We start from the raw sequence: 13,739 nt of genomic DNA on the forward strand, positions 1-13,739 counted from the left end.
TGCGGGTAAGGCTCATGGGGAGGAATCGGGGATGACCAGCACTGCGACGGCGCCGGGTCCCCCGGCGCCCGCGTCCGGACCCGCGCCGCCGAAGCCGAAGCCGCCGCCGGAAGGCCGCGACCGGGCCGGGGGCCGCAGCGGTTTCCTGGGCCTGCTGGACCTGCCTGGCCAGGGGATACGCGCGGTCATCCGATCCGCCGCGACCACCCCCGGCCGGCTCACCGTCATCGCCGTCGGGCTGGTGCTGCTGGCCCTGGTCGCCGGGCTCGTCGCGACGCTGTCGGTGCAGAACCGCGACGACACGATCACCGGCGTCATCGACCACCGCGAACCCCTCGCCGCCGCGTCGCAGCAGGTCTACCGCTCGCTGTCCGACGCGGACGCGACCGCGGCGAGCGCGTTCCTCTCCATCGGCACCGAGCCGCCCGAACTCCGCCAGCGCTACGAGCGTGACATCGCCGAGGCCGGCGCCGCGCTCGCGAAGGCCGCTTCGGACTCCGGTGACGTCGCCGACGCCGCCGGCCCGGTCGACGTCCTGAACCAGCAGCTGCCCGTCTACACCGGCCTGGTCGAGACGGCCCGCTCGAACAACCGGCTCGGCTACCCGGTCGGCGCGTCCTACCTGCGCGAGGCGTCCGAGCTGATGCGGGCGAAGATCCTGCCCGCCGCCCAGGACCTCTACCGCGTCGACACCGAGAAGCTGATCGAAGAGCAGGACAGCGCCACCGGCTTCCCGTGGCTCGCCACGATCCTGGTGGTCGCGCTGCTCGCCGCGCTCGTCGTCGCCCAGATCTACCTGACGCGGCGGACGAACCGGCTGCTCAACGTCGGGCTCGTCGTCGCGACGGTCGCGGTCGTGCTGTCGCTGCTGTGGGGCGCGGTCGCGCTGGTCGTGCAGGGCAGTCTGGTCGGCGCCGGGCAGGACGACGGCTCGCACCGCGTCGACGTCCTCGTGCGCGCGCGGATCGCCGCGCTGCAGGCCCGCGCGGACGAGACGCTGACGCTGGTCGCCCGCGGTGACGGCGCGGCGTACGAAAAGGACTTCGGCACCAACGCCGTTCAGCTTGCCGGGGCCGATGGCCAGGGCGGCCTGCTCGGCGAGGCCCGCAGCCTGATTTCCGACGGCGACGGCGCCGCGAAGGTCGTCGACGCGACGAAGGCGGCGAACGACTGGTTCAAGGCGCACAAGACGGTCCGGTCCCAGGACGACTCCGGGCAGTACCAGGAAGCCGTCGACTTCGCCGTGCTGGAGGACAAGACCGACGGCTCGGCCCCGGCGTTCCGGCGGCTCGACGACGCCCTCCAGGACGCGATCGACGTCGGGCGGCAGGAGTTCCTCGACAGCACCCACGGCGGCGACAGCGCGCTGACGCTCCTCGCGCCGGGCCTGGCCGTGCTGGCGATCGTCGCCGCGGCGGGGGCCACCATGGGAATCCGGGAGCGACTGAGGGAGTACCGGTGAGCAGGCGGGGTTACACGGTCCGGATCGGCGCGCTGGCGGTCGTCGCGGTGCTGACGGCGGCCTGCGGGAGCCCCGGGAAACCGGTCGACCCGGCGCCGGTGAGCAACGCGGCCTGGCCGCAGCCCGCGCACGTCGGCGGCCCGGACTCGACGGCCGGCGGCGGCACCGACACCAGCTGCAACCCGCAGGCCAGCCTCGCGCCGAGCGGGACGTCGATTCCCGACGGCTCGACCATGGCGAAGATCAAGGAACGCGGGAAGCTGATCGCCGGCGTCGACCAGACGACGTACCTGTTCGGGTTCCGCAACCCCACCACGGGCAACATCGAGGGCTTCGACATCGACATGGTCAACGAGATCGCCCGGGCGATCTTCGGCGCGCCGGAAGGGCGCGTGCAGTTCCGCGCGATCCCGTCGTCGCAGCGCGAAGACGTCCTGACGCAGGGCCAGGTCGACATCGTGGTCCGGACCTACAGCATCACCTGCGCGCGCAAGGCGAAGGTGCAGTTCTCCTCGGTGTACTACAAAGCCGGTCAGCGGATCCTCGTCACCAAGGAGTCGAAGGTGACCAAGCTGGCCGACTTGAGCGGCAAGCGGGTGTGCGCGACGAAGAAGTCGACGTCGCTGGCGAAGATCGCGACGGACCCCGCGAAGCCGGTGCCGGTCTCGGTGGACAACTGGTCGGACTGCCTGGTGATGCTCCAGCAGGGCCAGGTCGAAGCCGTCTCGACCGACGACACCATCCTCGCCGGGATGGCCGCGCAGGACCCGACGTTGCAGGTCGTGGGCGACCAGTTCACCGAAGAGGACTACGGCATCGGCGTGCCGAAGGACAACACGGACATGGTCAAGTACGTCAACGCCGTGCTCGACAACATCCGCAACAGCGGCGCTTGGCAGGACAGCTACCGCAAATGGGTGGAGCCCTCGCTGGGGCCGGCGTCGCCGCCGTCGCCGCAGTACCAGTGAGCCGCTCGCGGCTAGGATCGGTCCTCGTACGTCGTCGGGGATCTGGGAGGTAGCAGTGTCTGAGGAGCCGCGCCGTCCTCGGCACGCCGCGCCGGACGACGAGCCGCAGGTGGCCACGCCGAGCTGGCAGCCGCCGCCACCGGTGCGGTGGGAGACGCCGGAGCCGTCGATCTCCGGCCGCCTCGACGACACCGAACCGCCCGCCGCCGAGCGCACCGTCTTCCACGCGCCGGTCCGGCGTCCGCCGGCAGCGCCGACGCCGCCGCGCGGCCAGTCCTCCTCCTTCGTGCGCGGGCAGATCCCGGGCGCGGACGACCCGACCCGGCCGCCGGGCCGGATGAGCCCGGTGACCCCGCCGCCCGGCACGCCGCCGGTCGCGCCGGTCGCGCCGTCGGTGGAGCCGACGCAGGCCGTCCGGGTGGATCCGAACGCGCCGCAGCCGACGAGCGTGCTCGCGGTGCCCACCCCGGAGACCCAGAGCATCATGCCGCCGGCCCCGCGGCCGGAGCCCGGGCCGGGCGCGCTGCCGGACCCGGGCACCGAGAGCGTGCTGCCCGAGCGCAGCAGCGACGGCCGGCACACGGGCACCGGAACGGGCACGGGCACCGGAACCGGCAGTGGCAGTGGCAGCGCCGCGGTTTCCGGCTCCGGACCGTTCCCCGGCACTTCGCGGCGGACGTCGTCGCGGACGTCCCGCTCGCGCCGCGGCCGGCTCGGCGCCGGCCTGGTCGAGGTCCCGCCGGTCCCGGCGCGCGACCCGGCGTCCGCGGTGCTGACGAACCCGATGGTGTCGGAGGAAAAGCGCTTCTGCGGCAGCTGCAGCGCGAAGGTCGGCCGCGGCACCAGCGGCGGGAAGCCCGGTGCGGCGGAAGGAAAGTGCGAGAACTGCGGCACGTCGTTCTCGTTCGTGCCGAAGCTGCAGCCGAACGAGCTGGTCGGTGGGCAGTACGAGGTCCTCGGCGCGATCGCGTACGGCGGCCTGGGCTGGATCTACCTGGCGCAGGACCACAACGTGTCCGACCGCTGGGTCGTCCTCAAAGGACTGATCGACACCGGCGACGCGACGGCGATGGCGGCCGCGGCCAACGAACAGCGCTTCCTGGCCGAGGTCGAGCACCCGAACATCGTCAAGATCCACAACTTCGTGCAGCACCCGGACCGCCAGAGCGGCACGACCGTCGGCTACATCGTGATGGAGTACATCGGCGGCCAGTCGCTGCGGCAGCTCGCGCTGGCGCACCACCGGGAAAGCCGGCGCCCGGAGCCGCTGCCGATCGGCCAGGTGCTGGCGTACGGGCTGGAGATCCTGCCCGCCATGGGTTACCTGCACAGCCAGGGCCTGCTGTACTGCGACCTCAAGCCGGACAATGTGATCCAGACCAACGAGCAGCTGAAGCTGATCGACCTGGGCGCGGTCCGGCGGCTCGACGACTACGAGAGCCCGCTGTTCTTCACGACCGGTTACAGCGCACCGGAACTGGCGACGCAGGGCGCGTCGATCGCGTCGGACCTGTTCACCGTCGGGCGCACGCTCGCCGTGCTGAGCTTCGAGTTCACCGGCTACACCAGCAAGTTCAAGACGACGCTGCCCGGGTCGGACGCGGTCCCGCTGTTCGCGTTGTTCGGTTCGTACCACCGGTTCCTGAAGCGCGCGACGCACGCCGACCCGGACCGGCGGTTCCTCTCCGCCGAGGAGATGGCCGACCAGCTCACCGGCGTGCTGCGCGAGATCATGGCGCTCGGCACCGGCAAGCCGCGGCCCGGCGCGTCCACGGTGTTCGGCCCGGAGAGCCGCACGTTCGGCGTGCAGCTGGTGGTGCAGGAGGCCGGCGGGAGCGTGCCGCTGCCCGGCGCGGCCGAGGTCGTCGCCGGCCTGCCGATCCCGCAGGTCGACACGGACGACCCGGCGGCGGGCGTGCTCGCCACGACGACGTCGCTCGAGCCGCGTGGCGCGATCGAAGCGCTGGCCGGCGCGCCCCGGGAGTCGATCGAGGTGCGGCTGCGGATCGTCCGCGCCCGGATCGAGCTGGGCGAGCTGTCCGAGGCGCAGCGGCAGCTGCAGGCGGCGCAGTACCTGGCCATCAAGAACGGTTTCCCGCACGACTGGCGGATCGACTGGTACCGCGGCCTGATCGAGCTGGCGGGCGGCCGCTCGCGCGTCGCGCACGTCGCGTTCGAAGCCGTGTACGACGACCTGCCGGGCGAGATCGCGCCGAAGCTGGCGCTGGGCGTCAGCGCCGAAGGCGTCGGCGACTACTTCGCGGCCGCGCGCTTCTACGAGCTGGTCTGGCGCACGGACCGCAGCTACGTCAGCGCCGCGTTCGGCCTGGCGCGGGTGTACCTCGCGCAGGGCGCGCGGACCAGCGCGGTCGAGGTGCTCGAGATGGTGCCGTCGTCGTCGACGCACTACGTCGACGCGCAGGTCGCGGCGATCAAAATCAAGACGACCGCGACCCGGGCGGCGGGCAAGGAAGCCCTGGTCGCCGAGCACGACCTGCTCGACGCGTCGGCCCGGCTGGAGCGCCTCCGCCTGGACGCCGAGCGCCGCACGAGCCTGTCGGCGGGAGTGCTCGAAGCCGCGTACGAGTGGCTTCGCGGCCCTCGCCAGGGCCCGCCGACGCCGGGAGCGCGGGTGCTGGGCTGCCCGCTGGAGGAGCGTGAGCTGCGCTTCGGCCTGGAGCGCTGCTACCGGGCCCTGGCCCGCCTGGCGGCAACGGTCGAGCAGCGCGTGGAGCTGGTGGACAAGGCGAACGCCATCCGCCCCCGCACCCTCACCTGATCAGGGGTTGATCTCCCAGTCGCCGCGTTCGCGCTGGTTCTTCTCGTGCTGGGCGGCCAGCTTCTCCAGCGCCTGCGGGTCGCCGTGGTTGGCGAAGTGGTCGAAGCCCACCACGATGAACAGCGCGCGGGCGCTCACCGCGATCGGGCCGTCCTCGGCGTCGAGGCGGCCGTCCGCGCTGACGTAGATCTTGCGGCCGGCGATGCCGTCGAGGTGCGCGGTGATGAACAGCGTCGAGCCGACCGGCACCGGACGGCGGAAGTCCGTCTCCAGCTTCCCGGTGACCGCCGGGCGGCGCATCAAGTTGCCCACCGTCGAGCCGAGCGCCTCGTCGAACGCGCAGGCCAGGAGGCCGCCGTGGGCGAGCCCGGGCGCGCCCTGGTGGGCCGCGGTGACGGTGAACCGCGAGTGCACGACCTGGCCTTCACCGACGGTCGAGCGCAGGTGCAGCCCGGCGTCGGCCTCGTCACCGCAGCCGAAGCACTCGCCGAAGTGCACGCCCAGCTCGGTGCCGGGTTCCGGCGCCTTCGGGTGCGGGACCGCCGGCTCCACCGGTACCGGCGGCCAGGGTTGAGAAACACGGCTCATGCGCTGACGTTAACTCGCGGGTAGTCGTCCGCTTCGTCCGGCCCGCGACGTGACCCGGCAACGTACACCTCTCAGTAGCCGGAAAGTTCCCCACTGTAGAGATTCCCGGGCTCAGACTGCCGACCTGCGGCAACCGGTCGAGACTGGCTTGATGAGCTCGAACGGCCCAACGGGCACGCTACGGAGGAGGTCGTCGCCGGCATGAGCGAACCAGCAGCTACGACGGGCAAACCGGAAGTGGACGAGAGAACCGTCAAGCGCGCCGTGTGGGCGTCCGCGATGGGCAACGCCACCGAGTGGTACGACTACGGCGTCTTCACCTCGGGCGCGATCGCCGTCAGCATCGGCTCGGAGTTCTTCCCCGGCGACGGCAACGCCGTGCTCAAGTCGCTGGCGCTGCTGGCGGTCGGGTTCATCGTGCGGCCGTTCGGCGGGGCGTTCTTCGGCCCGCTCGGGGACAAGATCGGCCGCCAGAAGGTCCTGGCCATCACGATCCTGCTGATGTCGGGCTGCACGTTCCTGGTGGGCGTCCTGCCGACGTACTCCGGCGGCTACAGCATGGGCATCGCGGCCCCGATCGCGATCCTGCTCCTGCGCATCATCCAGGGCTTCTCCACCGGCGGTGAGTACGGCGGCGCGGCGACGTTCATCGCCGAGTACTCGCCGACGAAACGCCGGGGCTTCTTCGGCAGCTTCCTCGAACTGGGGACGCTCGCCGGGTACGTGCTCGGCAACCTCGTGGTGCTCGCCGTGACGCTCTCGCTGTCGGCCGACCAGGTCGACGCCTGGGGCTGGCGGATCCCGTTCTTCGTCGCGCTGCCGCTGGGCCTGGTCGGGCTCTACCTGCGGAACAAGCTCGAGGACACCCCCGAGTTCCGCCGGCTGGAGGCCTCGGGCGAGAAGCCGCGCAAGGCGCCGCTCAAGGAGATCTTCACCCGCAACTGGCGGATGATCCTCAACCTGATCGGCATCGTGCTGCTGCTGAACGTCGCGGACTACCTGCTGCTGACCACGATGCCGACGTACTTCACGGAAACGCTGAAGATCAACGACAACACGTCGACGCTGATCATCATCGCGGTCGAGGTCCTGCAGATGGCGATCATCGTGCCGCTCGGCGCGCTGTCCGACAAGATCGGCCGGAAGCCGCTGCTGCTCACCGCGGCCATCGGGTTCCTGGTGCTGAGCTGGCCGTCGCTCAAGCTGATGCAGTCCGGCAGCATCCTGTGGCTGTTCGTCGGGTTCCTGATCGTGGCGATCCTGCTGGTGCTGATGCTCGCGGTGATCGGCTCGACGTTCCCGGCGATGTTCCCGACCCGCGTCCGGTACGGCTCGTTCGCGATCGGCTACAACATCTCGACGTCGCTGTTCGGTGGTACCTGCGGTGTCATCGTGACGGCGTTGATCCAGAGCACCGGCAACCCGGACTGGCCGGCGTACTACCTGATGGCGGCGGCCCTGATCGCGATCATCCCGATCATCAAGATCCCGGAGACGTCGCAGGTGCCGATCGAGCAGATCGACACCGAGGACAGCGGGGGCGGCAAGTCCCTGACCGGCGCGTCCGCTCAGCGTTGAGCGGTCCCGCGCCTCGAAATACGTGTGCCCCGTCCGGATCACCGGGCGGGGCACACGTGCGTCGTGGGGTCAGTGAGACGTCGTCCGCGGTGCTTCCGGCGCCGTCTGGGTCGGGTTCGCGGACGGCGGCGGCAGCGAGACCGACGAGGGCTGCCTCGACTTCCGGGTGGTCGCGGCGACCGGCGGGCTCGACGGCCGCTGCGTGCTCGGCACCGAGCGGCCCGGCTGGGCCGCCGGCGGCTCGATCGACGTCGCCGGCACCTCCTCCTGGGACGGCATCGGCAGCGGCGACGGGGGAGCGGTGGTGCCGATCGTGGACAGGCCGGGGTCGGCGGGCTGCACCGGGTCCGGCGGCCCGAGGCGGTGGCCGGCCAGGAAACCGGCCACCGCGAGGATCACCGCCGTCGCGGTCGAAGTGCCCACGACCGCCAGCCGCTTGCGCCGCTGCCGGATCCGGCCGCCGCGTTCGATCACGTCGGCGGCCTCCAGCCGCATCGGCGGCGTGTCACCGGTCGCGCCGGTCAGGATCACGCGGACGTCGTCTTCGGGGTCCACGTTCGTCACCTCCCCTCCGTGGGTGCGCTGAACGTCAGCGCGGTGTAGTGCGGGCCGAGCCGGTTGCGCAGGGTGGCCAGGCCCCGGGAGGCCTGGCTCTTCACCGTGCCGGTGCTGCAGCCGAGCGCCTTCGCCGTCTCCTCGACGCTCAGGTCCTCGAAGTACCGCAGCACCAGCACGGCGCGTTGCTTGGGGGCCAGCACGGCCAAAGCCTGCCGGACCAGCGTGTCCTGCTCGCTCCCGGCTTCCGCCGGGAGCTCCGGCAGGGTGTCGGTGAGCCGCTCCCGTTTCCACCTGCTGCGCCGGTGCTCGGCGAGGAACGTGCGCAGCACGACCTTGCGGGCGTAGGCGTCCAGGGTGTCGTGGCGCGACAGCCTCGGCCAGGCGAGGTACAGCTTGATCAGGGCCGCCTGCGTGAGGTCTTCGGCTTGGTGCCAGTCACCGCAGAGCAGGTACGCCGTGGACCGGAGGCTGTGCGCGCGCTCGCCGAAGTACCGGGCGAACTCGCCGTCCCACGGCGAGCCCGGCCCGGTCGACGGACGGGAGCGGGTGATCACCTGACTACCGGGTCACCCCGATGGCCGGCAGGTGCAGATCACCGGTCGGGCCGGCCGGGACGGCGCGGGGGACGCGCGGGGCCTGCTCGGCGCGCGGGGCCCTCGTCGCCGGGACGGCGCTCGGCGCCGACACGGGCTTGCGGGTGGTGGCCTGCGGCGGGGCCTGGGTGGGCGCCTGCGGCTGGGTCGTCGCCTGGGGCGGCGCGGTCGGCTGCGACTGGGCCATGGCGACGCCACCGGTCAGGGCGCCACCGGCGAGCACGAGCGCGCCGAGGGACAGGGCGATGCGGATACGCAAGACAGCTCCTCATTCTCGCGGACGCGGCTGTCGATCGCCGCGCCTCTGCCCGTAGTCATGCGGCGAGTGCTCGCCGGGGTTGCATCGGATTTCCCGGGTTTCGCGGAAAGCACGAACGGCCGGGAAGTCCGCACTGGACTTCCCGGCCGCCCGGTGTTCCTCGAAGGTCTTTCTCAGCCGGCGAGCGCCGACAGCTTCTGCCAGCTCGCCCAGTCGTAGGTCCAGTCGCTGTAGTCGCCGTCCTTGGCGGTCAGCGTCTGGGTGCTGCCGGTGATCTCGACCGGGTCGCCGGTGAGCACGCCGTCGTAGTACTCCTTGGCGCGCGCGGGCGACAGGTTCAGGCAGCCGTGCGAGATGTTCTTCTTGCCCTGGGCCCAGACCGACGCGGCCAGGCCGTGGATGAACTCGCCGTTGTTGGAGATCCGGACCGCCCACGGCACCACGACGTTCTCGTAGTGGTACTTCGGGTTGCTCATCGCGTAGGTGGACTGCTTGCCCATCACGACGTGCGTGCCGCTGTGGGTGACGCGGCCCGGGTCGGAGTCGAGGCCGTAGCTCACCGGGTAGTCCGCGATCTGCTGGCCGTCCCGGATGACCTGCATGGTGTGCTGCGTGGTGTTGCCCTTGACGATCTGCGAGCGCCCGATCGCGAAGCTGGCCGACACGTCCTGCTTGCCGTACACGCCTTCGCCGATCTTGACGCCGTAGATCTTGGCGTTGACCTTCACCTGAGTGTTGGGCTTGAAGTACTCCTTCGGCCGCCAGTGCACCGAGGTGTCGCCGTCCAGCCAGGCCCAGGAGCCCTCGGTCTTCGGGGTCGTCTCGACGGAAAGCGCCTTCTCGACGGAGGCCTTGTCGGTGACGCGGCTCGGGAAGCTCAGGGCGATCGGCATCGCGATGCCGTACGTCTGGCCGTCACCGACGTTCAGGCTGGCCTGCGTCTGCCGCTTCGGCTTGACGGTGGTGAACGTGCCGCCGATGGGCACGTTCTTGCCGTCGGCGCCCGCGGCCTGACCGGACCAGGTGTAGGTCTTGCCGTAGCCGAGCTGCTCGGTGGTGTTCCAGGTCTTCTTGTCCGCCGACGTCTGCCCCTGGACCTGCTTGCCGTCCGGGTTGGTCAGCGTGACCGACAGGATCGTGCCGCTGTCGACCTTGACGCCGACCGGCTCGCCGGGGGCGACGTCCTGCGCGCCCGCGGCCGGTGTCACCGCCAGCTTCGCGGGCTGCGCGGCGGGCGCCGGCGCCGGTGTCGGGCCCCCGCCCGACGTCCCGCTCGCCGACACCGTGGGTTCACTGCTGCACGCCCCCAGCGCCAGCACGGCGACCAAGCCCAGTACCACAGCCGCGCCCCGGCGCCGCGTGGAAGTCCTCACCGTCACTGCCAATCCCCTTTGCCCCTTTGGTGCTTCCCCTCTTACGAGACGCCTCGCGGACCTCGAACGTTGAGCGGTGTTCGAGTGACGAGCGTCACAGTCGCCCGGAGAGGCTTATACAGAGGGGGCACGGTCGACTCCGAGCCGTATCCGGTGATCACGGAGCCGATGTGCCGCGCAAGACTAACCGGTGGGTCCGACAGAACCGGGTGCGGAGCCCTACGACGTTCCGGTGACCTTGGCCCGTGCAGGCGTTTTTCGCCTCGATCACGGGGTTCAACTTTGGCCAGATCCCGGTACTCTGCTCGGAGGCCGTCGTTTTGCGTGTTCGTGGCTTCACACTCGCGGAACTTCTGACGCGAGCCATGGAGCCGACACGCTCTTGACTCGACTCGTTGGAACCGCCCGGGACGGCCGGGGTGCCGCTTCGGTGGCATTCGAAGCGGATTGTGCAACGAGGAGAACAGCGGTGGCGCAAGGCACTGTGAAGTGGTTCAACGCGGAGAAGGGCTTCGGCTTCATCGCGCAGGACGGCGGAGAAGGCGACGTGTTCGTGCACTACTCGGAGATCGAGGGCCGCGGCTTCCGCACCCTCGAGGAGAACCAGCGAGTGGAGTTCGAGGTCGGCCAGGGCCAGAAGGGCCCGCAGGCCCAGAAGGTCCGCGCGATCTGAGACCGAGGCTTGTTCCGGTCAGCCCACCGCGCCCCGCACACAGACCCGCTGGTTCGTGCGCACGCCCTTGCGGCGGGCGACGGCTGAACAAGTCTCGCAGGCCCTTTGCGTCTCTCAAGGCCTGAGTGAAGGGCCCCCGGCTTCCGCCGGGGGCCCTTTCTCATGAGTCGCGGGGCTGGTCAGCGCCGTCCGGCGGCCGGCGCGTCGAACGCGTCGGCGGGGAAGTGGAACTCGTCGGTGAGGTCGGTGACCTCTTCGGCCCCGACCTGCCGCTGGTCCTGGAGGGAGGCGGCCTGCCCCTCCCAGTTGAGCCGCTCGAGGATCCACTCCTGAGCGAGGGCCTGGGGCGAGATGCCGCGGGCCTCGGCGACGTCGGTGAGCTGCTTGCTGGCGATGAGGCTCATGCGCAGCTGGAACACCTGCGCCTCACCGAAGCGCTTGCCGGTCCCGGTGCTCTCATTGTCCGCATCAGGCGCCAGGGCGGCCAGGTAGCTCGTGAGTTCCTTGTCCTCGACAACACCGTCGTCGGCGGTCTTGGCGGCACCGCGGTGACGCCCGGAGGACACTGCCTTGAGGTTCGTGCGGCTGCCTAAGCGGCCGAGTGAGGGAAGGGGCACGAGCCACACGATAACGGTTGGGTCTCACCACACAAACCACTGTGAGCCACAACACGCCCCTTTCTTTACCCGATCAGCCCAACCCCCACCCAAATAGCCCAAAGCAAACTAAACACAAAGCAACCAGTCACTAACAGTACGAGTCGATCACCCAAAGAAACAACGCAAAAAGATGGCAACGGTGACCGGGAAACGCTGGAAGTCCGGCGGCCGCACCGTGGGGGGTCCGGGGGGCTCGGCCCCCCGGGCAATACGCCGAAATGATCGGGGAGCGAAGGGCGAAGCCCGAAGCCCCCGAGAAATGGAGGACCCCCGCGCCAGGGGGAGGAACGCGGGGGTCGGAGGGGATCTCCACAGGCGCTGACCGGGGGTGTGTCAGCACCTCGATTGTTGCACGAGTTGCGTGGTTGGGCGAGTGCGCAGCGGGAAATTTCCGCGTGGGGTGTCACTTTGCGCTGGGGTGACGTTCGTTCGGGTGGTGTTGTTCTCCGGTCGTGCTGATTGCGCTGCGTTGAGCGGAGCGTGGCCTCAGGTTCACTCTCCGGGGGGCTGTGTGTGGCGCCCGGCGCTGGTTAGCCTCGCGGCCAAGTTGTTGTGAGCCGTGTGGAGGGGCTATGAGCGGGTCTGTCGAAGTGCGGGAGTTCCTCCTTCGGTACGAAGGTGCCGATGGGGGTGGTGCCGCGCTCGCCGGGGGTTTGCCGGCGCAGCGCAGTGGTGCCGCTGATACGCAGCGGGTGTCGGACGACCAGGTCCGGCGGGCGCGGCTGGCCGTGGCGAACGGTGCGCTGGGGGTCGACGACTGCGTCCAGCTGCTGGAGATGCTCGGCTTGAACCTGGATGAAGACGGGCAGGCGCCGGTCCAGCGGTGAGGTGGTCGGCGGGTCCGGCGGCCCGGGTGGTCGCCGCCGGGCCTTTCCGGTGATGTTCGTGCAGGTTGCCGCCCGTTTCGGGCAATGATTCCCAGGTCTTCGCAGGTTCCTTGACGCTAGTTTCGTAACAGTGTTACGTTTGCCGCGTCGAAAGGGGCCGGACATGCTGGCGATCGAGGAAGCGGCCGGGTTGGCGAACCGGATCCGCCCGGTGGTGCAGGTGCTGGGCGGCAGGTTCATGACGTCGCCGGAGCTGGCGGCGGTCGAAGCCGAGGTGGGCCTGCTGCCGCGCTCGCTGTACGTGCGAGGCCGCTCGGCGGTGCTCGGCGACGTCCCGCCGAAGGTGGCCGCGGAGCTGTTCGGCATCTTCCCGCACTGGCTGTTCGACTTCGTCCTGCCGCCGGCGACGGCGGCCCTGGACGCACCCGCCGCGGTCCGCGCCTACGCGGAGTCATCGGCGCGCTGGTCCCGCGTCAGCCTTTCGGCCGCACCGGAGCCGGGTCGCCTGGCGGAGCTGTTGTTCCGCGTGGTCGACACGGCGGACGCGAGCGGCCTCGCCCTCTTCGCCGGCTGGAAGAACGCCTCGCGCCCGGAGGGCGACGCGGAGCGGCTGGGCTTCGCCTTGATGGTCTTCCGCGAACTGCGTGGCGGCCTGCACTTCGCGGCACTGCGGGCGGTGGGCCTGTCGGTGCCGGAAGCGGTGGTGGCCGACCCCGAGGGCGGCCGCGAGCGCCTGCTGCGCACGGCGTGGCCCGCGGAGGCGGCCGACGAGCTCGTGGCGTCCGCGGCGCGCAAGCCGGACCTGCGTGATCGCTGGCACCGAGCGGAGGCGTTGACCGACGAGCGCGTCGGTGAGCTGCTGACATCGGCACTGACGGAGCCCGAGCGCGCCGAGTTCGGCCGTCACCTGGCGGAGCTGGCGGAGTTTGCGCAGGTCCCGGCTTTGCCGAGGGGTTAAGGAACCCCCGGTGCAAAGGGGTGGTGGCGTGCCCTATGCTTGTAATCGCTCCCGGGGGACAACCTGAGAGCGCGGTCGGTCGGTTAGCCGAAACTGATCGGGCTCCCATCGTCCAGCGGCCTAGGACTCCGCCCTTTCAAGGCGGCAACGCGGGTTCGAATCCCGTTGGGAGTACGCAGTACAGTAGTAAAGGAACGAAAGCAGTACGCAAGGCCCTGTGGCGCAGTTGGTTAGCGCGTCGCCCTGTCACGGCGAAGGTCGCGGGTTCGAGTCCCGTCAGGGTCGCAAGATCGTTCGGCTCCAGGCCGGCGTTCCCGGCCAGGTAGCTCAGTTGGTACGAGCGTCCGCCTGAAAAGCGGAAGGTCGCCGGTTCGACCCCGGCCCTGGCCACCGCTCTGAGCAGTAGAAACAGCCCCCACCGACACTGGTGGGGGCTGTTTCGTTGTTGGCCCGTCTCAGTTTCC

At 70.5% G+C, this 13,739-nt stretch carries 13 protein-coding genes and 3 tRNA genes; 10 read left to right on the forward strand and 6 right to left on the reverse strand.

The window, feature by feature from the left end; genetic code table 11:
• Positions 1-31 precede the first annotated feature (31 nt).
• Genes MUY22_RS14165 through MUY22_RS14175 form a run of 3 tightly spaced genes read left to right on the forward strand, consistent with a single transcriptional unit; the run spans position 32 to position 5,209 of the window.
• Positions 32-1,462 carry a hypothetical protein gene (locus MUY22_RS14165; RefSeq protein ID WP_247060124.1) on the forward strand — a complete coding sequence of 477 codons (1,431 nt, stop codon included), beginning with the start codon at positions 32-34 and terminating at the stop codon, positions 1,460-1,462.
• Positions 1,459-2,430, forward strand: coding sequence for a glutamate ABC transporter substrate-binding protein (locus MUY22_RS14170; RefSeq protein WP_247060125.1), 972 nt, complete (start codon positions 1,459-1,461; stop codon positions 2,428-2,430). The genes MUY22_RS14165 and MUY22_RS14170 overlap by 4 nt, the downstream gene beginning before the upstream one ends.
• 55 nt (positions 2,431-2,485) lie before the next feature.
• Positions 2,486-5,209: a serine/threonine-protein kinase gene (locus MUY22_RS14175; protein WP_247060126.1), complete on the forward strand. Its 2,724-nt coding sequence runs from the start codon at positions 2,486-2,488 to the stop codon at positions 5,207-5,209.
• Here MUY22_RS14175 and MUY22_RS14180 read toward each other — a convergent pair whose 3' ends face one another.
• Complete coding sequence (locus tag MUY22_RS14180; protein ID WP_247060127.1) at positions 5,210-5,797, reverse strand: PaaI family thioesterase; 588 nt, start codon at positions 5,795-5,797, stop codon at positions 5,210-5,212.
• A 201-nt stretch (positions 5,798-5,998) separates the two neighbouring features.
• On the opposite strand from MUY22_RS14180, the gene MUY22_RS14185 reads away from it, so the two are divergent.
• The gene (locus MUY22_RS14185; RefSeq protein ID WP_371827614.1) at positions 5,999-7,375 is read left to right on the forward strand and encodes an MFS transporter; all 1,377 of its coding nucleotides are present in this window, start codon (positions 5,999-6,001) and stop codon (positions 7,373-7,375) included.
• A 69-nt stretch (positions 7,376-7,444) separates the two neighbouring features.
• Here the strand turns inward: MUY22_RS14185 and MUY22_RS14190 are convergent, their stop codons facing one another.
• From MUY22_RS14190 to MUY22_RS14205, 4 genes are all read right to left on the reverse strand, one after another.
• Entirely contained in the window at positions 7,445-7,939 is a 495-nt protein-coding gene (locus tag MUY22_RS14190) for a hypothetical protein (RefSeq protein WP_247060128.1), read from the reverse strand.
• A complete protein-coding gene (locus MUY22_RS14195) occupies positions 7,936-8,487 on the reverse strand; it encodes a SigE family RNA polymerase sigma factor (RefSeq protein ID WP_247060129.1) in 552 nt (183 codons plus the stop codon). The genes MUY22_RS14190 and MUY22_RS14195 overlap by 4 nt, the downstream gene beginning before the upstream one ends.
• A gap of 4 nt (positions 8,488-8,491) precedes the next feature.
• The gene (locus MUY22_RS14200) at positions 8,492-8,785 is read right to left on the reverse strand and encodes a hypothetical protein (RefSeq protein WP_247060130.1); all 294 of its coding nucleotides are present in this window, start codon (positions 8,783-8,785) and stop codon (positions 8,492-8,494) included.
• Positions 8,786-8,958: 173 nt separating this feature from the next.
• The gene (locus MUY22_RS14205; RefSeq protein WP_247060131.1) at positions 8,959-10,158 is read right to left on the reverse strand and encodes an Ig-like domain-containing protein; all 1,200 of its coding nucleotides are present in this window, start codon (positions 10,156-10,158) and stop codon (positions 8,959-8,961) included.
• 469 nt (positions 10,159-10,627) lie between these two features.
• On the opposite strand from MUY22_RS14205, the gene MUY22_RS14210 reads away from it, so the two are divergent.
• Positions 10,628-10,831: a cold-shock protein gene (locus MUY22_RS14210; protein WP_003097368.1), complete on the forward strand. Its 204-nt coding sequence runs from the start codon at positions 10,628-10,630 to the stop codon at positions 10,829-10,831.
• 179 nt (positions 10,832-11,010) lie between these two features.
• On the opposite strand, the gene MUY22_RS14215 is transcribed toward MUY22_RS14210, so the two are convergent.
• Positions 11,011-11,448, reverse strand: a complete 438-nt coding sequence (locus MUY22_RS14215; protein WP_247060132.1) for a hypothetical protein — start codon at positions 11,446-11,448, stop codon at positions 11,011-11,013.
• A 614-nt stretch (positions 11,449-12,062) separates the two neighbouring features.
• On the opposite strand from MUY22_RS14215, the gene MUY22_RS14220 reads away from it, so the two are divergent.
• The 5 genes from MUY22_RS14220 to MUY22_RS14240 all read left to right on the forward strand — a co-directional run bounded on the left by MUY22_RS14220 (position 12,063) and on the right by MUY22_RS14240 (position 13,665).
• Positions 12,063-12,317, forward strand: coding sequence for a hypothetical protein (locus MUY22_RS14220; protein ID WP_247060133.1), 255 nt, complete (start codon positions 12,063-12,065; stop codon positions 12,315-12,317).
• Between the two features lie 163 nt (positions 12,318-12,480).
• Positions 12,481-13,275, forward strand: a complete 795-nt coding sequence (locus tag MUY22_RS14225; protein WP_247060134.1) for a hypothetical protein — start codon at positions 12,481-12,483, stop codon at positions 13,273-13,275.
• Positions 13,276-13,376: 101 nt separating this feature from the next.
• Positions 13,377-13,449, forward strand: a tRNA-Glu gene (locus MUY22_RS14230).
• A gap of 37 nt (positions 13,450-13,486) precedes the next feature.
• Positions 13,487-13,560, forward strand: a tRNA-Asp gene (locus MUY22_RS14235).
• 31 nt (positions 13,561-13,591) lie between these two features.
• Positions 13,592-13,665 (forward strand) — tRNA-Phe (locus MUY22_RS14240).
• The last annotated feature ends 74 nt before the right edge of the window (positions 13,666-13,739 follow it).

Origin of the sequence: Amycolatopsis sp. WQ 127309 (assembly GCF_023023025.1) — a bacterium.
In the GTDB taxonomy this organism is placed as follows: domain Bacteria; phylum Actinomycetota; class Actinomycetes; order Mycobacteriales; family Pseudonocardiaceae; genus Amycolatopsis.